This is a genomic window from Natronorubrum marinum (assembly GCF_052040125.1).
Lineage (GTDB): Archaea > Halobacteriota > Halobacteria > Halobacteriales > Natrialbaceae > Natronorubrum.
The window spans coordinates 821,987-845,823 of sequence record NZ_JBPPFV010000001.1; the positions used below are offsets into that span (position 1 = coordinate 821,987).

21 protein-coding genes are annotated in these 23,837 nt (G+C 63.9%); 7 read left to right on the forward strand and 14 right to left on the reverse strand.

What is annotated here, in order from left to right:
* Positions 1 to 32: 32 nt before the first annotated feature.
* On the reverse strand, positions 33 to 566 hold the full coding sequence (locus ACSFC5_RS04220; protein ID WP_440763999.1) for a winged helix-turn-helix transcriptional regulator: 534 nt from the start codon (positions 564 to 566) through the stop codon (positions 33 to 35).
* A gap of 216 nt (positions 567 to 782) precedes the next feature.
* Here ACSFC5_RS04220 and ACSFC5_RS04225 point away from each other — a divergent pair, with 216 nt between their 5' ends.
* Entirely contained in the window at positions 783 to 1,151 is a 369-nt protein-coding gene (locus tag ACSFC5_RS04225; protein ID WP_440764000.1) for a DUF7471 family protein, read from the forward strand.
* Between the two features lie 24 nt (positions 1,152 to 1,175).
* Here ACSFC5_RS04225 and ribB read toward each other — a convergent pair whose 3' ends face one another.
* The 3 genes from ribB to ACSFC5_RS04240 form a co-directional block, all read right to left on the reverse strand.
* Positions 1,176 to 1,889, reverse strand: a complete 714-nt coding sequence (gene ribB, locus ACSFC5_RS04230) for a 3,4-dihydroxy-2-butanone-4-phosphate synthase (RefSeq protein ID WP_440764001.1) — start codon at positions 1,887 to 1,889, stop codon at positions 1,176 to 1,178.
* A complete protein-coding gene (locus tag ACSFC5_RS04235; protein WP_440764002.1) occupies positions 1,886 to 2,593 on the reverse strand; it encodes a DUF120 domain-containing protein in 708 nt (235 codons plus the stop codon). Before ACSFC5_RS04235 ends, ribB begins: the two co-directional genes overlap by 4 nt.
* Before the next feature lie 138 nt (positions 2,594 to 2,731).
* On the reverse strand, positions 2,732 to 3,535 hold the full coding sequence (locus ACSFC5_RS04240; RefSeq protein ID WP_440764003.1) for a DICT sensory domain-containing protein: 804 nt from the start codon (positions 3,533 to 3,535) through the stop codon (positions 2,732 to 2,734).
* A 292-nt stretch (positions 3,536 to 3,827) separates the two neighbouring features.
* Here ACSFC5_RS04240 and ACSFC5_RS04245 point away from each other — a divergent pair, with 292 nt between their 5' ends.
* Positions 3,828 to 4,937: a glutamate-cysteine ligase family protein gene (locus ACSFC5_RS04245; protein ID WP_440765020.1), complete on the forward strand. Its 1,110-nt coding sequence runs from the start codon at positions 3,828 to 3,830 to the stop codon at positions 4,935 to 4,937.
* A gap of 127 nt (positions 4,938 to 5,064) precedes the next feature.
* On the opposite strand, the gene twy1 is transcribed toward ACSFC5_RS04245, so the two are convergent.
* The 7 genes from twy1 to ACSFC5_RS04280 all read right to left on the reverse strand — a co-directional run bounded on the left by twy1 (position 5,065) and on the right by ACSFC5_RS04280 (position 11,123).
* Positions 5,065 to 6,096 carry a 4-demethylwyosine synthase TYW1 gene (gene twy1, locus ACSFC5_RS04250; protein ID WP_440764004.1) on the reverse strand — a complete coding sequence of 344 codons (1,032 nt, stop codon included), beginning with the start codon at positions 6,094 to 6,096 and terminating at the stop codon, positions 5,065 to 5,067.
* Between the two features lie 94 nt (positions 6,097 to 6,190).
* Positions 6,191 to 7,420 (reverse strand): RNA-guided endonuclease InsQ/TnpB family protein, encoded by a 1,230-nt coding sequence (locus ACSFC5_RS04255; protein WP_440764005.1) that lies wholly within the window; start codon positions 7,418 to 7,420, stop codon positions 6,191 to 6,193.
* A gap of 234 nt (positions 7,421 to 7,654) precedes the next feature.
* Entirely contained in the window at positions 7,655 to 8,878 is a 1,224-nt protein-coding gene (locus ACSFC5_RS04260; protein ID WP_440764006.1) for an outer membrane protein assembly factor BamB family protein, read from the reverse strand.
* Between the two features lie 140 nt (positions 8,879 to 9,018).
* Positions 9,019 to 9,306 (reverse strand): hypothetical protein, encoded by a 288-nt coding sequence (locus ACSFC5_RS04265; RefSeq protein WP_440764007.1) that lies wholly within the window; start codon positions 9,304 to 9,306, stop codon positions 9,019 to 9,021.
* A 213-nt stretch (positions 9,307 to 9,519) separates the two neighbouring features.
* A complete protein-coding gene (locus tag ACSFC5_RS04270; RefSeq protein ID WP_440764008.1) occupies positions 9,520 to 10,200 on the reverse strand; it encodes a phosphoglycolate phosphatase in 681 nt (226 codons plus the stop codon).
* A gap of 119 nt (positions 10,201 to 10,319) precedes the next feature.
* Positions 10,320 to 10,520, reverse strand: coding sequence for a hypothetical protein (locus ACSFC5_RS04275; RefSeq protein WP_440764009.1), 201 nt, complete (start codon positions 10,518 to 10,520; stop codon positions 10,320 to 10,322).
* A 177-nt stretch (positions 10,521 to 10,697) separates the two neighbouring features.
* Positions 10,698 to 11,123, reverse strand: coding sequence for a hypothetical protein (locus ACSFC5_RS04280; protein WP_440764010.1), 426 nt, complete (start codon positions 11,121 to 11,123; stop codon positions 10,698 to 10,700).
* A gap of 181 nt (positions 11,124 to 11,304) precedes the next feature.
* Between ACSFC5_RS04280 and ACSFC5_RS04285 the strand changes: the two genes are divergently transcribed.
* On the forward strand, positions 11,305 to 11,865 hold the full coding sequence (locus ACSFC5_RS04285) for a universal stress protein (protein WP_440764011.1): 561 nt from the start codon (positions 11,305 to 11,307) through the stop codon (positions 11,863 to 11,865).
* A 139-nt stretch (positions 11,866 to 12,004) separates the two neighbouring features.
* On the opposite strand, the gene ACSFC5_RS04290 is transcribed toward ACSFC5_RS04285, so the two are convergent.
* Positions 12,005 to 12,967, reverse strand: a complete 963-nt coding sequence (locus ACSFC5_RS04290; RefSeq protein ID WP_440764012.1) for a DUF7973 family transport facilitator — start codon at positions 12,965 to 12,967, stop codon at positions 12,005 to 12,007.
* Positions 12,968 to 14,512 carry a glycerol kinase GlpK gene (glpK, locus tag ACSFC5_RS04295; protein ID WP_440764013.1) on the reverse strand — a complete coding sequence of 515 codons (1,545 nt, stop codon included), beginning with the start codon at positions 14,510 to 14,512 and terminating at the stop codon, positions 12,968 to 12,970.
* Positions 14,513 to 14,818: 306 nt separating this feature from the next.
* Between glpK and glpA the strand changes: the two genes are divergently transcribed.
* From glpA to ACSFC5_RS04315, 4 genes are read left to right on the forward strand one after another with little or no spacing between them, the layout of a single operon-like run.
* Positions 14,819 to 16,567 carry an anaerobic glycerol-3-phosphate dehydrogenase subunit GlpA gene (gene glpA / locus ACSFC5_RS04300; RefSeq protein ID WP_440764014.1) on the forward strand — a complete coding sequence of 583 codons (1,749 nt, stop codon included), beginning with the start codon at positions 14,819 to 14,821 and terminating at the stop codon, positions 16,565 to 16,567.
* 1 nt (position 16,568) lies between these two features.
* Positions 16,569 to 17,867, forward strand: a complete 1,299-nt coding sequence (glpB, locus tag ACSFC5_RS04305; protein ID WP_440764015.1) for a glycerol-3-phosphate dehydrogenase subunit GlpB — start codon at positions 16,569 to 16,571, stop codon at positions 17,865 to 17,867.
* Between the two features lie 55 nt (positions 17,868 to 17,922).
* Entirely contained in the window at positions 17,923 to 19,263 is a 1,341-nt protein-coding gene (locus tag ACSFC5_RS04310; protein WP_440764016.1) for an anaerobic glycerol-3-phosphate dehydrogenase subunit C, read from the forward strand.
* A 2-nt stretch (positions 19,264 to 19,265) separates the two neighbouring features.
* Positions 19,266 to 20,486 carry a Cdc6/Cdc18 family protein gene (locus ACSFC5_RS04315; protein WP_440764017.1) on the forward strand — a complete coding sequence of 407 codons (1,221 nt, stop codon included), beginning with the start codon at positions 19,266 to 19,268 and terminating at the stop codon, positions 20,484 to 20,486.
* A gap of 382 nt (positions 20,487 to 20,868) precedes the next feature.
* Here ACSFC5_RS04315 and ACSFC5_RS04320 read toward each other — a convergent pair whose 3' ends face one another.
* Positions 20,869 to 23,778, reverse strand: a complete 2,910-nt coding sequence (locus tag ACSFC5_RS04320) for an oligosaccharyl transferase, archaeosortase A system-associated (RefSeq protein ID WP_440764018.1) — start codon at positions 23,776 to 23,778, stop codon at positions 20,869 to 20,871.
* Between the last annotated feature and the right edge of the window lie 59 nt (positions 23,779 to 23,837).

The following is a 23,837-nucleotide window of genomic DNA, read 5'->3' on the forward strand; positions in this document are numbered from 1 at the left end:
ACGATTCTCGATCCGAATCGTCGCGCCGACGATTACGTCGACCCAGACTTCGAGGGTCCCTCGAGCAAGCCGTCGACGAGTCGGGTGAACCGGTCGACCAGTCGGTCGGGAACCGTCGGGGTCACGTCCGAGAGCAGCGGCGCGGTACGCTCCGGATTCGCGAGCGAGAGCGTGACGTGATTGCGCTTGTCGTAGGTCTTGTCGACGATCTCGCGCTCGACTAGGTGATCGAGGTGGTACTCGAGCGTGCTCCGGGCGATCCCGAGGTCGTCGGCGACCGTGGCGGGTCGACACGGCTCGTGTTCGATCAGGTAGACGACGATCTCCCGGACCGTTTCGCGGCGGAACAGCGCCAGCCCACCGCGTTCCCACGCGTCGTACGCCGGCGGATAGTAGTGCGTCTGGCCGTAGCATTCCTCGCGGACGAGGTCGCCAGCGTCGATCAGTCGGCGGATGTGATACTGGATCTGTCCCGGCGCGTACGCCGACTCTCTGACGAGTTCGTTGAAGTGGATGCCGGCGTTCGCTTGGACGTGGGCCCTGATTTGGTCTCGAGTGTCGCTCATGGGAATCGATCTGTTTCCGTGTTCACCGCTCGTGTGACCGAGCGATGGCTGCTATCTCCGAGTAGCGCTGGAGACCTGATAACGGCTTTTGCTCGTTCCCAACAGGTAAGAACCGGTCATATGACCCGTCTCGTCGAGTCGAACGGATTCTCCGAGCGGGAGACGGAGCCGACCGAAGCACATAGGTAGCTGTCATCCCGATGTACCGTCGTGTAGATGGATCACACGAGTCCCTTCGACATCCCGTGGCTGGATCCGCAGCTGGCCCCGGTGTTACTCGTCGTGCTCGTCCTCGCCGTCGTCGGGACGACGATCCTCTTTTGCTGTGGCGTCGTCGCGTACTCGCGCCGGCGGTCCACTCGGTATCTGCTGATAACGATCGTCCTGGGGCTGCTCGCCACGCGGTCGGTCGTCGGGCTCGGAACCGCCTTCGGACTCGTCCCGATGACGATACACCACCTCGTCGAACACGGTCTCGACTTTACGATCGCCGTACTCATCCTGTACGCGGTCTACCGAAGCGGCCCGACGAACGGCACTGAAACAGACACTGAACGGACGTCGTCCGAACTGGACGACGATTGATTCGCAGTTCGATCCGCAACGCCTCTACCCGAGTCGTTCGAGAACCTCGCTGCCCTCGAGATAGCGAAAGCCGTGCCGGTCCGCGTAGGCCCGGGCGTCGACGGGGGTCAGCGCTTCGCCGGTTTCGTCGTCCAACATCTCGCAGACGACGACGGCGGGCGAGAGATCGGCGGCCTCGGCGAGGGCGACGCCGAGTTCGGTGTGCCCCTCGCGCTGGGCGACGAGATCGGGCGCGGCCTTGAGCAGGTGGACGTGCCCCGGCACGCGGAACTCCGCCGCGAAGTCGGTCTCCTCGGGTGCGCTCGCTGCCGCGCCTAACGCTTGGATCGTCAGCGACCGATCGTTGTCCGTGATCCCGGTGTAGGTGTCGCGGTGGTTGACCGTCAGCGAGAACGACGAGCGCTCGTCGTAGCCGAGTTCGTGGTCGCCGCTTGCGGGGTGGTCGACCTCGTCGGTGTAGAACGGGAGGCCGAATGCTTCCGCGAGGTCGTGGCCGAGGGCGACGCAGACAAGCCCGCCGGCGTCGTTTCGCAGGCGAGCGACGGCCTCGGGCGTGACGCTATCGGCGTGGTAGATCAGATCCGTCTCTCCCTCTCGATCGGCCGCGTCGTGGACGAGAACCGGTTCGCCGGCCCGGAGCGAGTCCAGCGCGTTTTCGACCGAGTCGGCCGTCGCCGTCGCACCGGTTCCGTCGTCCCCGCCGGCGTTTGATCGCGTGCCGGCGTGGTGGCCCGTCATCGGCGATCACCCACGTAGACCGTGACGTGATCCTCGTCTTCGAGACCGAGATCCTCGCGGAGTTTGTCCGGCGCGATGACCTCGAGTTGGTCCTCGTCGTGGTGGGTTCGCTCGGGCGCGATGATGTGCGCATCCTCGTAGCGCTCGCCGTCGGCCGTCTCGATCGTCGCCCGGTGACAGACCGCCGGGCCGTAGGTGCGCTCGTCGTCCTCCCAGCCGTCGATCGGGACCGGCTCGAGCGAGGCGATGGCGCTGCGTCGCCGGACGCTGTCCTCCCGCAGATCGACGTTCAGCGTGCCGGGGAACGGCTCGTAGCCGAGACGCTCCTCGAACTGTCGCATGTAGCCCGGCAGGGAGATGTAGTGGCGGCCCTCGCCCATCCCGCTGGTGACGGTGCCGTCGAGTTCGATCTCCGAGTCCGTCTCGAAGATGCGACGGTAGTCCTCGTACTCGGCGTGGAGCGCGCGCTCGCCCTCGTCGGTGATCGCGACCCACTGGCCGTCGCTGACGGTATCGCGCTCGAGCAAGTCGGCGCTCTCGAGGCGCTGAAGCCGCCGCGATGCGGTCTGGTTCGACGCATTTAGTCGATCCGCGAGGTGAGAACAGGAGATTTTGACGTCGCCCTCGAGGCCGCCCTCGAGCGCGAGCAGTTTGAGCACGGCGAGTTCGTCGTGCCCGACGGCAGACTCGGCTGACACTGACATACCGGAGGCTATGGGACAGCTACCTAAAAGCATACCGAATGTGGCATGCGTAACAGAAATGTGATGGTGTTGGCGAGCGTTTATCGCCGGTATCACATCCTTGGGGAGTCGAGGCAAAAACCCACCGGTAGCATTCGATTACAATCTTCGAGCGATCGCGTCCTCGATCGCCGCGACGCGGTCCGGGTCAGTGGTCCAGAACCCGTCCCAGATTCGAGGATCGGTTTCGAGACAGACCAGTGCCGACGCCTCGGCCGAGTCGGGATCATCGGGCCGAAACACGACGAACCAGCCGTCTCGGTAGTCCGCGTTCGAGCCGGCGTGGACGGTCGCGTCGAGACTGGGTGGGACTTCTCCGTCGTCGACGCCGTAAACGTGGACGTCGACAGCGGTTGCCGATAGTTCGTCGTACACCGCTCGTGTCCCGACCTCGTCGTCGATCCGCGAAAGTGTCTGGAACGAACTCCGCACCGTTCCCTGACCCGTCTTCCAGGCTACCTGTTCGATAAAGCGAGAGACGAGGATCAACAGCAGCTTTTCTTTGTGCGCGAGGGGATAGCCGCGAAGTCGGAGGCGCGTGTCCTCGAGGCTCGCGAGCACGTCCGGTAACTCGACCTCGCCGAGTCCTCGAGCCCCCGTGGTGAACAGATCCGAGTTGATCGCGAGTATCGCATCGTACAGTTCCATCATCGACGATGCAGCGACTGGAACGCCCTCATCGAGCAAAATTGCGATCGCTTCCTCGCTGGCATCGTACGCCTCGAGGCCGTTCCATCCCGCAAGATCGGCTGCCTCGGCTTGAACACCCGTCTCGACGTCGATTGACTGCGTTGCAAACATCTCCGTGAGCATGGCCTCGAGGGGGACTGACCCGTCGCTGCCGAGAACAGCGATCGTCACCGCTGCGGGTTCAGTTTCGTCGATGAGCGATCGGAGCGTCACTGTCGATCGTTCTGTCGTCTCGATCTTAAGCGTTCTCGCCACGACAGAAGCCTCTATTGACGCCTGGTTAGCGTTTTGTAGTTTATTTGTGGCCAATAGAAATAGACCGTGGATCTATCTCTGCTAGTAGTTCTTATCTATGTAGTATATTGAGCAGTATCTTCACTGTTCGAAGATTTCTTATACCATAATGTTGCATGTTGCCATATGACGTGCTACCGGTCCGGTGAAGGAGCCCGACCAGAACTGTGCGAGAGCGGACACCCGATTTCACGACACCACAATCACCGTGTTGACACCCGATCCTGAACGGATACGGCGGAGTATCGAGGTCGAGTATTGGGTTATCGACGGCAAGGGCCGGTTAACCGAACCGGGTCAACTCGTCGACGCGTCACCAGGGGCCGAACGGGAGTTCGTCGAGCCGTTGCTCGAGATCAAGACGACACCCTGCGAGACACCGACGGAATTGCGGGATGAACTGTTCGACCGAGTCGCTGCTGTTCTCGAACGAGCCGACGAACTCGGGAAGGGACTCGTCCCGCTCGCGACACCGATGGCCCACGACGAGATTCGGGAACTCCCATGTGATCGGACGCGGATCCAGAACCGCGTCGTCGGCGAGAACTTTCAGTACGTTCGCCACTGTGCAGGAACCCACATCCACGTCGAACAACAGCCCGGGCGAGCGATCGACCAGTTGAATACCCTCATCGCGCTCGATCCCGCACTGGCGTTGGTCAACTCCTCACCGTTTTACCGCGATCAGCCCCTTGCTGCCGGTGCCCGCTCGAAACTGTACCGCTGGATGGCTTACGACGACGTCCCACATCAGGGGTGGCTGTGGACCTACGTCGACGACGAGACCCAGTGGAATCGACGACTCGAGCGTCGGTACGAGGAGTTCGTCACGGCAGCCACCGACGCCGGCGTCGCCAGACAGGCCGTCGAGGCAAACTTCGACCCCGAAAGCGCAGTCTGGACCCCCGTTCAACTCCGCGAGAAGTTTACCACGGTCGAGTGGCGGTCTCCCGACAGCGCCCTCCCGAGTCAGGTCGTCCAACTGGCCAACCGGACGGCTACTCTCGTCGAACGGCTCGGCGAGGTCGAGGTGCGTATCGAGGGGGACACCGGCGGTCTCCAGGACGAAACGATCGTGCTGCCCGAGTTCGACGCGGTTCTCGAGTACGTCAACGACGCAGTTCGGGACGGTCTCGAGTCGGATGCCGTCCGGTCGTATCTCGAGCGAATGGGGTTCGACGTCGACGCTTACGAGCCGATTTCACACGATCTCGACGGGCAGGGACCGGTCGATTCGGAGACGGCACGACAGCTTCGGCTCGAGTACGCCGAGCGCCTCGAGCGAGACGTACAGCGGTCGACGCCGATGTACGGCGACTGACTGGCGGTTGATTCGCTCGGCGATTCGGATTCTCAGTCGCAAAACTATCGTAGCCACTGAACATCGCTGCACACCCGATCACGGGACGGCGTTTCGATCGGTGCGTAAGTCGTTACGACAGACCGTATCAGTCCCCGGTGACGGGATCGCGCTCCCAGAACTCGCTGTCCTTCTTCAGTTTCGGCACCCAGGTGTCTTTGGTCTTGGAGAGCAAGGCGACGCGGGAGGCTGGCACGTCTTTCACTTCCGTGAACTCGGGCATGTACTCCCCGATCCGTTCCGTAAACTCGACGACCTCCTCGTGGTCGGGCATCGCCGAGCGGTCGAGTCGGCCCCGCGAGTGGCCGACGTGCATGTACGCCTTCATCTCGATAAAGTCCGGATCGGCCTGCTGATAGAAGCCGGCGTACCAGTCGGGATGGTGCATGTTCTCGCCCTTGACGAGGGTCGTCCGAAGCACCGTTCGGGTTTCGTCTTTCTCGGCGAGGACGTCCATCGTCTCGAGCAGTTTCTCCCAGGCGTCGTCTTCCATCGCGCCGACGACTTCGTCGAAGGTGTGGCGTTCGGGGGCGTCGACGCTGACGTACAGTTGCGTGGGATCGCACTCCCGGAGCACCTCGGGCCGAGTGCCGTTGGAGACGAGGAACGTCGTGATGTCGCGGTCGTGGAAGGCGTCGATGAGTTCGGGCAGGTAGGGGTAAAGCGACGGTTCGCCGTCCAGAGAAATCGCGACGTGGCGCGGCTCCATCGATTGTTCGAACACCTCTCGGGGCACCTCGTCGTTGCCGCCGAAGCCGGAGAGGAGTCGCTTCTGGAGTTTCAGCGAGGCGTCGACGACCGCCTCGGGGTCGTCCCACTCGACGTCGTCCATCTCGTAGGAGTGGCCCTGGTGGTCGCGCCAGCAGAAGACGCAGCGTTCGTTACACCGCACGACCGGCGTCATCTGGATGCAGCGGTGAGACTCGATCCCGTAGTAGATGTTCTTGTAGCACTTGCCCTCGCCGCGTAAGGCGTTGGCCGTCCAGCCGCAGGTCTGGGCGGCCGTGTGGTTCTCGCTGTGGTAGTCGGGACTCGAGACCTGCATCGGGCCGCCGTCGTCGCCCTCGTCGGTGTCGGCGTCGGTCCCGGGGTCGACGCCCGTCTCGGCGGAATCGCTCATGTTGCCCTCGCTTGAACGGGGGCGGACAAAAGACGTGTGGTATCAACTTCCCTGGCCTGAAGGCGGGCGTTTGTCGGTGAACTCCCGGTCTGGCCTATGAAGAGGCAGGCGTAAATTCGCCGTTCCCGTTCAGCGTTCCCGACTTCAGGGCGAGTTGATTAGTCGCCCCTCCGGACGGAGACTTCTGCCCCGACCGGAGTAGTTTCGTTGCAACGTTTTTCGCGGCGTTGTAGTCCGCGTGAACCTCGTAGCCACACTTCTGACAACAGAACTCGGCTTGTGACGTTCGGTTCTCGCGGAGCGTCGTCCCACACTTCGAGCAGCGTTGGGACGTGTACGCCGGATCGACTTGTGTAGTCGAGATGCCGAACTCGGCGGCTTTGTACTCGACGTACTCGTACAGTTGACGGAACGCCCATCCGTGAAACTTCTTTTCGCCGGGCATTCGGTCACGAATATCGGTGAGGTCCTCGAAGGCGATGTGAGAACAGTCGTGCGCTATCGCCTCTTGGACGATGGCCTTCGAGATTCGGTGCAGTACGTCGTTGTTCCACCGCCGTTCGCGGTCTCCCATCTGGTCGATGGTTCGGTGTGCCGACTCCGTGCCAGTCTGTTGCAACGATCCACGGATTCGCTCGTACTCGTCTCGGCGGTGATTGAACAGCCCGCCGGAGTAGAACGTCCCCGTGCTCATGACAGCGATATTCTCCACGCCTAAATCCACGCCGAGAACCGTTCCGTTCTCGGCCTCTCCCAACTCCGTTTCCGGTTCGTCGTGTTCTACCGTAACGTGGAGGTAGTACTCGCCGTCGTCGCGGTCGTAGTGCAGTGTCGCGCCCTTCGACCTCCACTCGTCGGTGTCGAGATACCGCGCTTGCGGGCAGTCTTCGCCGGGTGGATAGACGAACTCGGCACGAACCCGGCCGCCGTAGGCCGCGAGCGTGCAGTAACCCGGCTCGTCGCCGTCCGTGAAGTACGACACCGCGTTGGTGTTGTACTCTACAGTTGGCGCAGTAAACGTCGGTTTGCCGACGTTTTTGCCGGCCTTCATCCGTTCGACCGCACTCCGAAGACTGTCGGCCGCGAGGTTGACCGCACCGATGCACAAGTCCGAGTGCAGACCGGTGTCCTCGCGAACTTGTTTGTAGACGAGTGACTGCAGGCGCGTTCTGGATGTGATAACGTAGCCGTCCTCGTCGCGTTCCCAGCCCCGATCTGCGAACCGCTGGGCGACCTCTCGGAACGTCAGCATCGTCCGTTTGAGGTCGTCCCGCCGGTCGTCCGGGATGGCGAGTTTGACGCAGGCGGTACGCTTCAATGTCACATACCACATGTGGTGGTGTAGTATTATAAGGATTGGGGGAGTTGGCCAGCCGTAATACGCCGGTTACGTAACAAAGCGTACGCGATTCCCGCCCGTTGAGCAAACCGAAGGTTTGCGAGGCCCATCAGAAATCAGAGATTTCTGAGGACGCCGTAAACGGCGGGGACTCTCTCGCTGTTGAAAGGTGGGCTGCCAGCGAAAACCCGTGTGCGGGCCGGCAGTGAGACTCGCCGGCTACTCGAGGACGACCACGCCCGTTCTCGTTCCGAGAACGACGACGTCGTCGACGAGCGCGAGCGGATGCCCGGCGGAGGCGCCGTCGGTTTCGATGTCCCAGCGGACGTCGCCCGTTTCGACCTCGAGTGCGAACAGGTGTCCGGTCTCGGTCGCCGACTTGTTCGGGTGGCCCCCGCCCGTGTAGATTACTCCGTTAGCGACGGCGGGCGGGCCGACCGGTTCGGGAACGGCCGTCTCCCAGTGGGGATCACCGGTCTCGAGGTCGAACGATGCGACGGTACTTTCGTCGAGTCCGCCGTTCGACCTGTTGTCGTAGCCGGTGGCGAGCAGACGACTCCCGACCATCGCGGGAGTCGGAACGTACGGTTCGAACGGACGGCTCCAGATCGTCCCCCGTGACGAGAGTGATCTCACGGGAGCCCCGTGCCGGAAGTCTTCGTCGAACCCGCCCAGAGCGATCGTTCCGTCGACGAACGCAGGCTCCAAGGGACGGATGCGCGAATCGTACCCGTCGAGGGGGATCGTCGATCGCTCGCTCGGTCGAGAGGCGCCTTCCGGTTCGAGCAGCCGATGTGTCTGCATTGTCGTCCAGTGAAGCGTGCCGTCAGCGAGTGCGAGCGTCCCGTCCCGGCCCTTACCGTCGACGGTCCATCGGCGGTCACCGGTGTCAGCGTGCAGGCCGTGTAGATCTCCGTCGGCCGTGTAGTAGACCGTTCCCTCGACCTCGAGAAACGACCGAATCCGGCTGTTGTCGGCCAATTCGTGCCGCCACACCACGTCGCCCGTTTCGGCATCCAGAGCCACGAGTGCCTCGCTGTTGGCGACGTAACACCGACCGTCGATCGCGGCGAGAAAAACGACGCTCTCGTCGTCGTCCCAGCGAAGGTCGCCGTCCTCGAGCCGTCGGGCTTCGAGACCGGTCCGTCCACCAGCGAAGACGACGCCGTCGGCGACGACGATACTGGTGGTGGCGCTGTCCCCTGCGGCCCACCGTTCGCTCGGCTCGTCCCGCGGCGGTTGCGCCGTGGTGGAAACCAGATCGTTGGCGAACGAGCGACTCGAGCGGATCCACTCGCCGGCGTCCGGTTCGTACGATGCAGCAACGCGGCGGTCAGCCGGCGACATGTCGTCGGACTCGTCGCTGAAAAGCCGATCCGTACACCCGGCGACGCCGCCCGCTGCGGCGATGGCAACCAGTGCTCGGCGGCGTGTAGCGGGCATACGCTCGTCGACTCGAGGGTGAAAAATAGTTCTTTCGTTGTCACGTCCCCTCCCAGCGAGATTCGATCTGGGCGGTACGGACGGTCGCCCCATCGGAGTCTCGAGTCCGTCTCGGAGGAGACGTGGCTCGTCTCGATCCGCTACTCGAGCAACTCGCCCGGCTCGGCCGGCTCCTCGTCCTCGGTCGAGACCTCCCGTTCGAAGCCGTAGAGCACGAGTCCGGTGTTGGCGGTCATGATGACGCCGGTCATCGGCGCCGCCGGCACGAAGAGATAGAGTCCGATGCCGACCGCGAAGGGAGCCGCCACGATGGCGGCCCACAGCAGCGGCCTCGAGAACTCGACGCGGCTCGCGTCCCAGTGGGCCACGGCGAAGAGTGCGACCGTCGTCACGAGTCCGAAGACGGCGACGAGCGTGTCTGTGACCATACGTGACCGTTCGGCGGCCGGAAGAAAAGCGTTCTGAGTGACGCGGCCGAGCGCGCTCGAAATGTCGTTGGCATCGATGATTGCCACACCCTCCCCAGCCGATTCGTTCGTTCCTTTCAGTCACTCACTCATCCCTCGCGCAGCTTCGAATCGCGGTTCCCTCCCAGTCACCGCGATCCAGCGCGCGCCACCGCACGTGTCGGCTACCGCAGCTTATCCAGTGTCCTTAATCCGCTCGAACACGCTCAACGTTCCGTCGGCGTGACTCTCCTCGAGTACCTCGTCGGCCGCGGCCTTCGCCGTCTCGTCGGCGTTCGCCACGGCGAAACTCCGACCGACTGCCTGGAACGTCGAGACGTCGTTGACCGAGTCGCCGACGGCGACGCACGCCTCGAGGTCGAAACCGACGTGCTCGGCGATCGTCTCGAGCCCGTCACCCTTGTTCGGCGTCGTGTCCTTGACGTGGTAGGCGTAGCCGGTGTCGATCACCTCGAGACCGTGTTCGGCGGCGATCTCGCGCAGCGGGCCGATTGGCTGGTCCAAGTTGACTGCGACCTCGGTCTCGCGCCAGCGGTTGACGGTGTTTTCGGCACCCCAGCCGGGCGAGTAGCCGGCGGCGCGGTAGTCCTCGACGACGGCCTGGGCGGCCTCGCGGTCGGCGGTGAAAAAGACGTCGTCGCCGGTGTAGACGACGCCGCCGTTTTCGGCGACGACGAGCTCCGGAATCCCGATGAAGTGACAGAGCGCGACAGGGTAGGGGAATGCTTTGCCGGTCGCGATCACGACGGGGGCGTCCCAGTCGCGGAGCGGATCGAACACGCGCGGGTCGATCCCCCAGCCGTCGGGGCGGGTGAGCGTGCCGTCGATGTCGAGGGCGAGCGGTGGAGCAGTCATAGCTGGCTGTTGGCGAGTGAGAATAAAGATGCTGTGACCGACGGCGGCCGGATCCCCGCCGGCGTCTGTTCCTCCCTCGGTCAGGCTCGATCAGCGACGTTTCATCTCGCGTTCGGCGCTCAGTAGTCCGGTCCGAACCGGTTGATCGCGACCGTCACCGCGAGAAACGTCACCGCCGTGAGGACGCCACCGAGGACGGCCGCGACGACTCGAGCCTCTAGCGCTCCGTCGGCGACGAAAAACAGGACGGGAATCATGATCGCGAGAACGAGCAGGAGGTTTCGGCCGTCGCGTCTCGCGAGCTCGAGTTGGCTAAACATATGATTCAAAGGCAATCGCACTCGTAAATCAGTTGTGGTCGATTCAGTACCGACGGAGCGGGGAGGTATGCCGACGGAGACGTTTGCAGAGCGAGGATAGACGCCAACGTACGAGTTCGAATGCGGTATCCACACGCCAAAACGAATCCAGCAGCGCACTCGAGTCCAGCGAAACCGTCAGGCGCTGGGGAACGCCTTCGAGAACGCGACGTAGGCGACGACCAGTCCGACCCCGCCCGCCACCAGCCCCGTGGTCGACTCCCCGCTGGCGACCGTCACGACGGCCGCGGCGACGGAACTGAGTATCAGGGCGCCGCCGGCCGCACCGTGGTGAAACTGCACGGCCCTTTGGTCTGCGACGAGCGGCTCGCGTTCGTCGGGAGGACGGGAGATAGTGACCCGGTAGGGGATGACGAATCGTACCCCGATACCCATAGCCGCCGCGACGACCGCACTGAATTCGACGTTGGTCGTGAGCAGTAGCGTCACGAAAAAGAACCCAGCCGTCAGCGCCATCGCGATCCACTTGCTCCACTGATCTGCCCGTTGCATTCGTTCGGTGAACTCCAGTTCGGGCGGGGACGGCGACTCGGACTCGGGCATGTGCCAGAGAAAGTGAGTCTATCCACATAATTGTTCTCGACTGGGGTCGGAGTTCCGGTCGAACGCTCGAGTTTCGCCTCGAGAGCCGGTCTTCCCGTATCGGCGCTTGCAATACACCCCCCAAGCTCTAATGCGCTGGTGCTGGTAGGAAGCGCCCCAGGAGTCCGCTTGGGGACGAACCATGTACACCGATATCCTCTTTCCGACAGACGGGAGCAGTGGCGCTAGCGCGGCGATCGAGCACGCGAGGGACCTGGCGGAGCGGTACGACGCGACCGTCCACATACTGCACGTCGTCAACTCCTCGTACGTCGGCTATACGGGCGGTGGTGACGCCGAACGGTCGCCGTCCGGAATGCTCGGCGGACGCTCCGACGAGACGCGATCCGGAATGCTCGGTGGAGAATCCGACGAGACGCGATCCGGAATGCTTGGCGGCGATCACGAAGAGCTGCATGACGAAGTTCGAGAGCGGGCGATCGAGATCGTCGAGGAGGTAGAAAGCCAGTTCGACGGCGTCGACACGGAAGGGATTATTCACGTCGGCGATCCCTATCAGGTTATCCTCGCGTACGCCGATCACGCGGATATCGATCTCGTCGTCATGGGGACCCACGGCAGACGGGGTGTGGATCGGTACCTGCTCGGGAGCGTGACGGAGAAGGTCGTTCGAATGTCCGACGTCCCCGTCGTTACGGTTCGAGACGACGCCGAGCCGCCGAAGAGCGAAGGGGCTACCTGAGGGAGATCGATCGGGACGACTTCGGCCCGAAAAATAGCCGATAGCGCGGGTATCGCGATCGCGTCTGCGATCGCCAACGCGGGGTCGCGCGTAGAGGAAAACCGAACAGAGCGAGCAGCCGGTGTGGTTGGTGTCGCTATCAGAGGCCGAACGTTGGCCAGATAGACGCGTCGAAGACGCCGACTGCGACCAGCAGGGTCGCGAGCAGCCCCGAGGCTGCGATACCGAACGCCGGCGGGTCGACGTGTGTCTTGCCGTGTGCGTAGAAGACACGGTTACAGACCTCGCCCATGAGCGCTCCGAAGACGCCGAAGCCGAGCGCGAAGAGCATCACGATGGGCTCGCCCATCCCGGCCGAGAGCGCGCCGAACGCACCGACGGACCCGGGGAGCGTGATGTGGTGCGTTACCGGGAAGTTGTCGACGCCGCAGTTGAGGAACACCAGACTGGCCGCACTGATACCGAACACCAGTACGGGACTGTCCGTGACGAGGAAGACGAACCCACCGATGAGACCGCCGATGATCCCGATCGACGCGACGCCGCTCCACTTGTACTGCCACGGCAGCCAGATCCCGGGCGCGTTCTCCTCGTCGCGCTCGGCCGGGCTCATGTCAAAGATGTTGTCCCCGTAGACTTCGCCGATGATGTCGTAGCCGAAGACGACGCGGTGGACGAGCGCCGAGACGAACACTATCAGCGCGATGTTGTCGGTTCCGAACCCGGCGTAATTGAGCAGTTCGGTGGCCGCAAACCCGAAGATGCCGAAAATCGCTCCGACGGCCAGCACGTCGATACGGTGTGTGCCGAGCGCACTGGCGATATCTTTTCCATCGTCGAGTTCCGGATACCCTTGCTTTGCCGCGTACGCCGCTGCGGCCGCACCGCCGGCGAAGGCGATGTGCGGACCGAAGATCGGCCCGAAGCCGATCGCACCGGTGATCTCTTCGCCGCCACCGGCGAACGCTGCCGCCTCACCGGCGATGACCATGAAGCCGGTGAAGACGAACGCCGGCAGGGCACCGATCGCCGCACCGAAGGCCCCGCCGGCCAGGGCGGCCATCCAGAACACCGGATCGCCCAACGCGGTCTCGAGTACCATCTATTCGCTCCCTCCGTCGCGAGCCCAGTCGAGCGACCGGTCGACCGCAGTCTGCCAGCGGGCGTACTGCTCGTCGGCCTGATCGCTGTCCATTTTCGGATCGAACTCGCGGTCGATCTGCCAGTTGTCGCGCAGGCTGTCGACGTCGCTCCAGTAGCCGACGGCCAGCCCGGCTGCGTACGCCGAACCGAGTGCCGTGGTCTCGTCGACGACCGGGCGGACGATCTCCGAGCCGATGATGTCGGACTGAAGCTGACAGAGGTAGTTGTTCTTGACCGCGCCGCCGTCGACCTTCAGGCTCGTCATGTCGATCCCCGAATCGGCCTCCATCGCTTCGGCGACGTCGCGCGTCTGGTAGGCGATCGACTCGAGGGTCGCTCGGACGATGTGCTCTTTGCGCGTGCCACGAGTCATCCCGACGATGGTCCCGCGTGCGCGCTGGTCCCAGTGGGGGGCACCGAGGCCCGTGAACGCGGGGACGACGTAGACGCCGTCGGTCGAGTCGACGCTCCGGGCGAGTTCGGCCGTCTCCGCCGGATCGTCGATCAGCGTCAGATCCTCGAGCCACTCGATCGCGGCGCCGGTGATGAAGATCGATCCTTCGAGGGCGTACTGGACGTCTTCGCCCGACTTCTGGAAGCCGATTGTCGTCAGCAGCCCGTGGTCGCTCTCGACAGCCTCGTTGCCGGTGTTCATCAGGAAGAACGAGCCCGTCCCGTAGGTGTTCTTCGCGTCGCCGGCGTCGAAACAGGTCTGACCGAACAGGGCCGCCTGCTGATCACCGAGCGCGCCCGCGACGGGGACCTCAGCCTCGAGGAAGCCCTCCGGGTCGGTCGTGCCGTAAGTCTCGTCGTCGCTCGAGGGGCGAACCTCCGGGAGCATCGCTTCGGGTACGTTGAACTCGTCGAGGAGTTCGTCGTCCCACTCGAGGTCGTGGATGTTGTACAACATCGTGCGCGAGGCGTTCGTGACCTCGGTGATGTGGTTGCCCGTGAGGTTGTAGATCAGCCACGTGTCGATCGTGCCGAACAGGACCTCGCCTTTCGCCGCGCGGTCCTGGATATCCTCGGGCCGCGAGCGCTCGAGTTTGATCGGATCGGCGTTGTCGAGCAGCCACTCCGCTTTCGTCGCGGAGAAGTAGGCGTCGGCCTCGAGACCGGTCTTCTCACGGATGGTGCCGACCAGCCCGTCCTCCTCGAGTTCCTCGACGCGGTCGGTCGTTCGACGATCCTGCCAGACGATGGCGTTGTGGACCGGGCGGCCGGAGTCGGCGTCCCACAGCAGCGTCGTTTCGCGCTGGTTGGTCACGCCGATGGCCTCGAGTTGGTCGGGGCTGATGCCCGCCTGCCCGAGCGCCTGCGTGATGACGCTTTTCGTATTCTCCCAGATCTCCATCGGGTCGTGTTCGACCCATCCGGGTTCCGGGTAAATCTGTTCGTGTTTTTCGTATGCGTTCGCGACGACCTGCCCACCGTGATCGAACACGATGAAGCGCGTCCCAGTCGTCCCTTGATCTACCGCACCGACGTAGGTATTATCTGTCACTGGTAGTCACCCCTTGTGCTGTCCACGCGAGTTTACTGGTGGTCGCGTGATACTGGTAAACAATATCCACTATCATCATAAATGTTACTGCAAACATAATATTGTATTCATAATAATAGCATCATACCCCGGGTTTCGTTATTCGTACGAGACACTATGACCCAGCAATAAGCCGATAATCGCGATTTTCGGTCATCGCCATTCCGTACGCCATGATAACATTCACCAATCTCTGACAGTTGTTACGGGCGTTAGCCGACCGTCGATAAAATAAAGAGTAGGGGGGCCTAGTGTACGAACGAAGGGATGGCAGACCACACCGAGGTTCTCGTTCTCGGAGGCGGATCGACGGGCTGTGGTATCGCCAGGGATCTGGCGATGCGCGGGCTCGACGTCACCCTCGTCGAACGAGGAAACCTCACAGACGGGACGACTGGCCGCATGCACGGTCTCTTACACAGCGGCGGCCGATACGCCGTGTCGGATCAGGCCAGTGCGACCGAGTGTATCGAAGAGAACGAGATCCTCCGGGATATCGCGGGCCACTGCGTCGAGCTGACCGGCGGCCTGTTCGTCCAGCGTCCGGAGGACTCGGACGATTACTTCCGGGAGAAACTCGAGGGCTGTCGCGACTGCGGAATCCCCGCGCGCGTCCTCTCGGGTCGGGAAGCCCGCGAGGTCGAACCCTATCTCGCGAAAGACGTCAAACGTGCGATCGAGGTCCCCGACGGCGCGGTCGATCCGTTCCGACTCTGCGTCGCGAACGCGCTCGATGCGGAGAACCACGGCGCGCGCGTCGAGACCCACGCCGAAGTGGTGGACCTGCTGCGCGACGGCGACGACATCTACGGCGTCGAGGTGCGCCACGAATCGGGACCGGGTAAACGGACGCACAACGCCGCCGGAACGACCGAGGAGATCACCGCCGAGTACGTCGTCAACGCAACGGGCGCGTGGGCGGGCCAGATCGGCGCGATGGCCGACCTCGAGGTCGAGGTTCGCCCCTCCAAGGGCGTCATGACGATCATGAACGTCCGGCAGGTCGACACCGTGATCAACCGCTGCAAGCCGAAAGGTGACGCCGACATCATCGTCCCGCACGAGACGACGGCGATCCTGGGGACGACGGACGAGGAGGTGTCGGATCCGGACGACTACCCCGAGGAGCGGTGGGAGGTCGACCAGATGATCGACACCCTCTCGGAGCTCGTCCCGATCCTCGAGGAAGCGAGAACGATCCGCTCGTTCTGGGGCGTTCGACCGCTGTACGAGCCGCCAGGAACCGGCACGCAGGACCCGACGGACATCACGCGAGACTTCTTCCTGCTCGATCACGACGACCGCGACGGCGTCTCGGGAATGTCCAGCATCGTCGGCGGGAAGTTCACGACCTACCGCGCGATGGCCGAGGAAATTTCGGACCACGTCTGCGACAAGTTAGGCGTGAACGCCTCCTGTGCGACGGCCGACGAGCCGTTGCCCGGCAGCGAGAATATCGAAACGCTCGAGGCCGGAATGGACGACTTCGGCCTCAGATCGCCGGTCGCCCGTCGGAGCAAACAGCGACTTGGCAGTCGGGCGAGCAACGTTCTGAACACGAACGAAGCGAACCCCGTCATCTGCCAGTGTGAGGGCGTGACGCGCGCGGAAGTTCAGGATGCCATCTGCCAGTCGGGCTCGGACCTGAACGCGGTCCGTATCCGAACCCGGGCCTCGATGGGCAACTGTCAGGGGGGCTTTTGCTGTGCGAACATGGCCAACGAGCTCCACCCCGAGTACGACGAGGCGACGGTCCGCGCGTCGCTCGACGAACTCTTTCAGGAGCGCTGGAAGGGCGAACGACACGCCCTCTGGGGCGAACAGCTCTCGCAGGCGATGCTCAACTACGCCCTGCACGCGACGACGATGAACCGGGATCGGGATCCGGCGAACGCGGACGATCCGGACGCGCTCGAGTACGACGCGTTCGATACCGGTCGACCGACAGCGGAGCCGCGCACAGACGGCGGCCGCGGAGGGCCTCGAGAGCGAGACGGTTGCCGAGGTGACCGCTGAGATGGCCATCGAGGACGACGTCCTCGTCATCGGCGGCGGACTCGCCGGCGCGACGGCCGCACTCGCGGCCGCGGAACGGGACGCCCGGGTCCGACTCGTCACGTACAAACAGAGCACGCTGCGCCACGCGAGCGGCTTGATCGATATTTTGGGCTACACGCCCGACGGCGAGGGACCGCTCGTCGATCCCTACGAAGCACTCGAGGCCCTCCCCGAAGGTCACCCTTACGAGCGCGTCGGCAGCGAGGCCGTCCGCGAGGCGATCGCCTTTTTCGACGAGATTGCGGGCGACGCGTACGCGGGGTCGCACACGGACGCGAACGCGCTCGTCCCGACCCACGGCGGCACCGTCAAGCCGACCGCGCGGTACCCCGTTTCGACGGCCGACGGATTAGCGAGCGACGCTCGAGACACCTTGCTCGTCGGCTTCGAGACGCTGACGGATTTCGAAGCGCCGCTCGCAGCGGAGCACCTCGCAGCCGCCGGCGCGCCGTTTTCGGCCCGCGGCGTCACCGTCTCGTTTCCCGGCATCGTTCGGGACGACGCGAAGGTGACCCGGTACGCCCACCTGCTCGATCACGACGAGACAGTGACGGCGGGCGACGGCGAGACCGGCGCTCGCGAGGCGCTCGCGGCGACTGTCCGCGAGCACCTCGAGGACGAATCTCGCGTCGGCTTCCCCGCAATTTTGGGCGACGAGCACGCCGACGAAGTACGAGCCGACCTCGCGGACGCACTCGGCGTCGATGTCTTCGAGGTCCCGATGGGTCCCCCGAGTCTGCCGGGAATGCGACTCGAGGACCTGTTGTACGACGCGCTCGAGGACGCGGGCGTCCGAATGGCGTCCGGCGTGCCGGTAATCGGATACGAGACCGAGAGCGGGGCGGGCGAGGAGGATCGTATCGACCACGTTGTCGTCGACCGACACGGCGCCGAAATCCCCTACCGCGCGGAGCAGTACGTCCTCGCGACGGGTGGACTGGTCGGGAAAGGCGTCCGCTCCGAGCGCGAGCGGGTGTTCGAACCGATCTTCGAGTGTCACGTCCCTCACGCCGAAGACCGCTACGACTGGTTCGTCGACGACGTCTTCGGAGAGCAGCCGTACGCGCGTTTCGGTCTGCCAGCCGACCGCGAGTTACGGCCGCTCGATGCCGCCGACGAGCCGGAGTTTTCGAACCTGCGCGCGGCCGGCACCGTACTTGGCGGGTACGATTTCGCGGCCGAGAAATCCGGTGCCGGCGTCTCACTCGCGACGGGCTACGTCGCGGGGACGCGAGCCGGCGAGGAGGGTGGCAAATGACCGACTCGAGCGACCGTTCCGACAGCGACCGACAGACTGTGGTGATCTCGACTTCATGAGCGACGCAGAACAACCGACCGACGACCACGTACCGGGCGACGACGAGTTCGAACCGATCCAGGTCTTTCCGGAGGCCGAGGAGATGGACCTCCGACCGGGCGCGGACAACTGCTACAAGTGCTCGACCTGCGACACCAACTGTCCCGTCGCGGAGGTCGACGACGAGTTCCCCGGACCGAAGTTCCAGGGCCCCGAGCAGTGGCGACTCAAACGACAGGACGACCACGACATCGACGACTCGGTGATGAAGTGTTCGAACTGCATGCGCTGTGACAGCGCCTGTCCCTCCGAGGTGCCCCTCTCGCAGATGCACAACACCGCACGCGGGGAGTACGTCGAGGAGAACATGAACAAACTCTCCCGCGAGTATCTCCGAAACCGAATTCTCGCGAACTACCGCCGTCTCGCCCCGGTCGCGGCGATGTTCCCCCGCACCGCAAACTTCGTGATGGGACTCTCCGTGACGAAGTGGCTGGGCGAGAAGACGCTGGGAATCACGAGCGAGCGGGAGTTCCCCGAGTTCGCCACGGAAACCTTTCGTAAATGGTGGAGCAAACGCGGCGGTGCCAAGGTCGAAAACCCCGACAAGCGCATCGCCTACTTCCACGGCTGCTACTCGAACTACAACACCCCCGAAGTCGGCAAGGCGCTGGTTCGGGTCTACGAACACTTCGGCTACGAGGTCATGGTCCCCGATCAGTCCTGTTCGGGGACGCCGATGTTCGCCAACGGCATGCTCGAGGACGCCCGCCGGGCCGCCGAGACGAACGTCAGCGAACTCGGGGCCGCACTCGAGGACGGCGCGGACATCATCGCCTCCTGTAGTTCCTGTTCGATGTCGCTCCGACAGGAGTACCCCGAACTGTTCGACTTCGAGGGAACGGACGACGTCGCCGAGAACACCTGGGACGCCATCGAGTATCTGCGGGTCCACGAGGATCTCGAGGCCGAACTCGAAGGTTCCTCCGTCGAGGGAGAGGATTTCGCCTATCACGCACCGTGTCATTCACGTAACCAGGGCCTCGATGGGCAGACGATAGAAGTGGTAGACGCAATCGACGGCATCGACGCACACGACGTCGGCGACTCCTGTTCGGGAATCTCCGGCACCTACGGCTGGAAGGAAGAGAACTACGAGACCTCGATGAAGATCGGCGAGGAAATGTTCGACCACATGGAGGAAGCGGAAGCCGAGACCGGGCTCACGGAGTGTCCGACCTGCTCGATGCAGATGGGCCACGGCACCGGCTACGAGATCAGACACACGCTCGAGGTGCTCGAGGCAGCCCTCCTCGGAACGGCGCTCGAATCGGCTCAGGGATCACGGGAGACATAGGGATGGATCTGGAGGAACGCATCGCCCGACGACGATCAGCGAGACAGGGACGGTCGGTCGTCGTCGACCGAAACCATCTCAGCCCGGTCGTCCACCGGCCGGATCCGGTGGGTCGCGGCCCCGTCCTGGAGCAGTTACTCGACGTGCTCGAGCCGGTGTTCGACGGCGAGTTGCCGTCGCCGATCTCGGTGGTCGGCCCGGCGGGATCGGGAACCTCGGCCATCGTCATCGCGCTGTTCGACGCGCTGAACGAGCGACTCAGCGAGTCGACGCGAGCGATCGGCACGACGACGCGTGCGGGGAGCACCGACCCGGTGACGTGGTTCGTCTACGTCGACGCGCGACGCGTCGAGAGCGCCTTCGCCTTCTATCGGGCGGTTCTGTCGATCGTTTCGACGGAACCCGTCCCGGAGAGCGGCGTCGGCACCGACGAGTTGCGCGAACGACTGAGCAAACGAGTCGCTCGACCGGACCGCCACGCAGTCGTCGCGATCGACCACCACGACGAACCCGAGACGCTCTCCTACGGTCGCGTTTGCGAACTGCTCGAACCGGTAGCCGACAGCGTGTCGACCGTCGCCGTCGGACAACGCGTCCCCGACGACTGGTCGGACGACAATCCCACCGTTCCCGTACCGACGTACCGCCACCACGAACTCGTCGACGTAATCACCGACCGCGCCTCGACGGGGCTCGCCGCCGGCGTGCTCGACCACGAACCCATTCGCGAGGTCGCGATGTGGGCCGACGGCAACGCCCACGACGCGCTCGCGGCGCTGTTCGGGGCCGCCGTCCTCGCGACCGAGGATGGCAGCGAACGCATCGAGACCGCACACCTCGAGACGGCTCGAGCCGACGTCCCCGACGACGGCGTCCACCTGGATCGCGTGCTCGCACTGTCGGAAACACGACAGCGAGTCCTGCTCGATCTCGTCGCCGTCGACTCGGCTGATCGCCCCATCCGCGAGGTCGCGGCGGAGATCGCCGACCGCTCCTCGCTGACCGCGGGGACGGTCAAACGGTTTCTCTACGAACTCGCGGACCGAGGCGTCATCGAACGGGTTCCCCTCCCTGCAAACGGGAGCGGGCGGCGACCCAGTTCCGTCGTCCCGCGATTTCCGACGATCGCGTTCCGGGCGCTAGGGCCGGCCAGAGACGACGGAGACGTCGACGGGAACGACGACGAGAGTGTGGCCAGCGAGTTCGGTGACGAAACGCGCTGACTCGAGTCGGAACTCGAGATCGTCGGTATACCGGTCGACGAGCAGGACGCAACCCCGCGCCGACGGCGACGATGGCGACCGACGGTGTCCGCGTCGAGCACGGATGATAACGCTCCGCCGGTGAGCAGTCCACCCGAGGCGATGTCGGCCACCCTATCGAAAAACGCTTGAGAGAGGCGTCGTGAGGCTCCCGCATCGATCGAGAGGATTCTAGACGGGAACGGAAATCGCTCGTACTTTCGCAGGCTTCTACATCATCTCGCAGGCCCCTCCATCAGCCAGTGGCTCCGGCCGAACGATGCCACGGCTCTCGGCGAGCGGGTCGGGGAGAAAATCACTCGAACGTTTCCGAACGAACCGTCGTTAGCGCGACGAGAGACGATTACTCGTCTTCAGTCTCGGCGCCGTTCTCGTCCCCCGCAGCTTCGTCTTCATCACCGTCTCCGGCGTCACCGTTTTCATCGTCGGCGTCACCGTTCTCGTCATCGGCATCGCCGTTCTCGTCCTCGTCACCTTCGTCCGGGTCCTCGAGTTCGACCTGCTCGAGGTCGACGGTGACGGAGTCACCCTGGACGACTGCGGTCTCGGGGACCTCGATCTGTCCTTCGAACCCGCCTTCACCCGGTTCGCCGACGGTCACGTCGTACTCGCCGTCGAGCGCCTCGACGCTGCTGTTCGTGTAGCCGTCGTCGACGCCCAGTTCGTCGTTCGTGGCGTAGGGGACGGTCAGCTCGAAGCTGCCGTCGTCCGCGACGTCGGCCGTCTGTTCGTAAGTGAACGTGCGGCCGGATTCGGTCTCGAGTTCGACTTCGGCCGTCACCGTCGCGTCGTCCGCGAGCACGTTCTCCTCGTCGTCGACCTGTCCGGTGATCGTCGCCCCTTCGACGCGTTCGTAGGTTTTGACCGTCGAGACGACCTCGGCGTCCCACATCGGGGCCCCGCCGATACCCTGGTAGACCTCGTCGTTTGCGCGGGCCTCCTCGAGTTCGGCGGCGTACGTCTCGGCGACCTCACTCCAACCCGTGTCGATGCCGAGTCGCGAGAATTCGAGGGAGTAGTGCGGCCTGATACTCTGGCCGATCTGCATCGCCCCGACGAACGCGTAGTCGTCGTTCTCGTGGACCAACCGGTAGTGTTCCATCCCGTCCGCGTCGTCGTGATACAGCGAGGCAATCGTCGTGTTGTCGTAGTTCTCGTTCGGCGCCGGGAGCCCCTGCTCGTCGCCGCCGACCTGGTAGTCGTTCGTGCCGTAGTAGTGGTCGTAATCGGGACCAGTCCACTGGGTGATCGGGCTGAACTTCCCGCCGGCCATCTCGTGATCGATCATCACGTACCGCATCTCCTCGTGGGTCGCGTCTTCGGCCATGGACTCGAGTTCCGCGTCCGTCTGATCACTGGGCGATTCGCCTGCGGCGATCGCATCGAGAATCAGTTCGGCGCGTTCCTCCGAGTCAGCGGTCAGGTACGCCGACGAGGAGACGGCGTTCTGCTGGAACGGGTTCGAGTGCGGGATGCGTTCGGCTTGCGTCGTTATCAGGTGGCCGTAGTCCCACCAGGACATCACGCCGTAGGCGCCTTCGGGGTACTCGTACCCGTTGTCGGGATCGTACGTGCCGTAGTAGTCAAGTTCGTCGGCGTTGTCCGCACCGCCCCAGTTACCCGGTTCGGGTGTGTTCTCCCCGAGCCAGTGGTTCGCTTCCTGCCAGGTCATCGCGCCACCGGACGGACCGGTGTTTTGTCCGCGCTCCCACGTCGTCGTGTTGTCGGCCGCCATCGGCGGCAGCAGCGGCGCGAACAGGAGGACGACGACCAGCAAGAGGACGATAACCTGGTACGTCTCGATCCCGCGAAGTGAGTCGAGTCCCGGCCGAATATCGAGGTCGAAGAGACGAATCACGTCCGCGACGAAAACGGCGTTGACGACCGCCACTGCGATGGCGAGGTAGTACATGAAGCGGACCTGCGTCGCGGCCATGCTGATCATGAACAGCGCCCAGACGACGATCAGCGTGTACTCGGCACGGAGTTCGCGGCCGAGGAACGGCCGCGCCACGAGGAGCGCGAGGCCCGCGAGCATCGTGTAGAAGGCCGCACCGAACTCGTCGAAGGTGCGACCGGTGAAGTCGTCCGGCGGCTGGGCTTCCGAGATGGTGAGCGCCCCCGTGCTCGGATTGAGCGGAAGCAGTCGGCCGGTCACGTTACCGACCAGGGTACTGTACAGTTCGGGTATCGCGAGCCACATGACGAGCAGCGAGGCGCCGATAATGCCGACGATCGCGACGGGGTAGTACCGGCGATCGAGACCGCGCGCGTTCCAGGTTCGCGCGAGCCAGGCCATAAAGAGGCAGCCGCCGGCCACGAGGAGCGCGGTCAGCGGTTGGACGTAGCCGAAACTCGAGACGCTGAACCCGGGGTCTTCGATCAAAACCGTCGAAACGACCGCGGTCACGCCGAGACTGATTGCACCGACGAAGGCGACGTGATCCGGGGAGATGCCGCGGAGGTAGTCGAGAGAGAGTTGGACGACGAAGAAGACGCCGAAGATGCCGATCAGGACGACGGCCGACGGCCACACCCAGATGTAGAACGAGAGTGCGAGTCCGGCCAGGACGCTGTAGATCGCGGGCTCGCGAAGCGCGTCGCGGTCCCGATCGACGACCAGTTCGTAGATCGGCTGCTCTCGTTCGGCCACGCGAACGGCGACCATCATCGCGAGGACGGCGATCGCCATGAACAGCACCTCACCGACGTGGTGGTCGAGTTGACCCACGAGCGATCGCGAGAAGAACGAACCGGACGACAATGCGAGAACGACTATCGAGACGATTCCGCCGATCGTCCCGCCGAGCCGACGTCCAATGTAGAATACGGGGATCGCGACCAGCGCGGCCATCGCCGGAATCGAGAGCAATGCGACGGTGTACAGGGTTTCCGGCGACGGATCACCGAGTCCGACGATCATCGCGACGGTGACGATGAGTTGATCGAAGAGCGTGCCGAACTGACCGACCTGATTCCCGTCCGGGAACCCCGTCCAGACCTCGTACGGCATCGTGCGCGGGTAGTTCTCTCTCGTCCACTGTATCGTTCGCCAGTGGTACCAGGAGTCGACGCCCGCCAGCGCCGGCGTTCCGTCGTCGGTGACGAACCGATCGTACGATTGGGTTCGCACCCAGAACATAAACAGCATCACCGCCCCGATGATCGGGAGGTGATACCAGTCGGCCCACGACTCGAGGACGGACGAGGGCGTCTCGTCCCCTTCCTCGACGTGTTCGGTATCCGTACTCATTAGGTTCCACCAGTGCCAAGCCAAGAATAAGCCTTGTCATCTGTTCGCCATCGTTTTCG

Coding starts and splice junctions, on each gene's coding strand:
- ACSFC5_RS04265 (WP_440764007.1), bottom strand. CDS start 9,306: ATGGTCACAGACACGCTCGTCGCCGTCTTCGGACTCGTGACGACGGTC.
- ACSFC5_RS04315 (WP_440764017.1), top strand. CDS start 19,266: ATGGATCTGGAGGAACGCATCGCCCGACGACGATCAGCGAGACAGGGA.
- ACSFC5_RS04320 (WP_440764018.1), bottom strand. CDS start 23,778: ATGAGTACGGATACCGAACACGTCGAGGAAGGGGACGAGACGCCCTCG.
- ACSFC5_RS04285 (WP_440764011.1), top strand. CDS start 11,305: ATGTACACCGATATCCTCTTTCCGACAGACGGGAGCAGTGGCGCTAGC.
- ACSFC5_RS04220 (WP_440763999.1), bottom strand. CDS start 566: ATGAGCGACACTCGAGACCAAATCAGGGCCCACGTCCAAGCGAACGCC.
- twy1 (WP_440764004.1), bottom strand. CDS start 6,096: ATGAGCGATTCCGCCGAGACGGGCGTCGACCCCGGGACCGACGCCGAC.
- glpA (WP_440764014.1), top strand. CDS start 14,819: ATGGCAGACCACACCGAGGTTCTCGTTCTCGGAGGCGGATCGACGGGC.
- ACSFC5_RS04260 (WP_440764006.1), bottom strand. CDS start 8,878: ATGCCCGCTACACGCCGCCGAGCACTGGTTGCCATCGCCGCAGCGGGC.
- ACSFC5_RS04275 (WP_440764009.1), bottom strand. CDS start 10,520: ATGTTTAGCCAACTCGAGCTCGCGAGACGCGACGGCCGAAACCTCCTG.
- ACSFC5_RS04225 (WP_440764000.1), top strand. CDS start 783: ATGGATCACACGAGTCCCTTCGACATCCCGTGGCTGGATCCGCAGCTG.
- ribB (WP_440764001.1), bottom strand. CDS start 1,889: ATGACGGGCCACCACGCCGGCACGCGATCAAACGCCGGCGGGGACGAC.
- ACSFC5_RS04310 (WP_440764016.1), top strand. CDS start 17,923: ATGAGCGACGCAGAACAACCGACCGACGACCACGTACCGGGCGACGAC.
- ACSFC5_RS04270 (WP_440764008.1), bottom strand. CDS start 10,200: ATGACTGCTCCACCGCTCGCCCTCGACATCGACGGCACGCTCACCCGC.
- glpB (WP_440764015.1), top strand. CDS start 16,569: ATGGCCATCGAGGACGACGTCCTCGTCATCGGCGGCGGACTCGCCGGC.
- ACSFC5_RS04280 (WP_440764010.1), bottom strand. CDS start 11,123: ATGCCCGAGTCCGAGTCGCCGTCCCCGCCCGAACTGGAGTTCACCGAA.
- ACSFC5_RS04235 (WP_440764002.1), bottom strand. CDS start 2,593: ATGTCAGTGTCAGCCGAGTCTGCCGTCGGGCACGACGAACTCGCCGTG.
- ACSFC5_RS04290 (WP_440764012.1), bottom strand. CDS start 12,967: ATGGTACTCGAGACCGCGTTGGGCGATCCGGTGTTCTGGATGGCCGCC.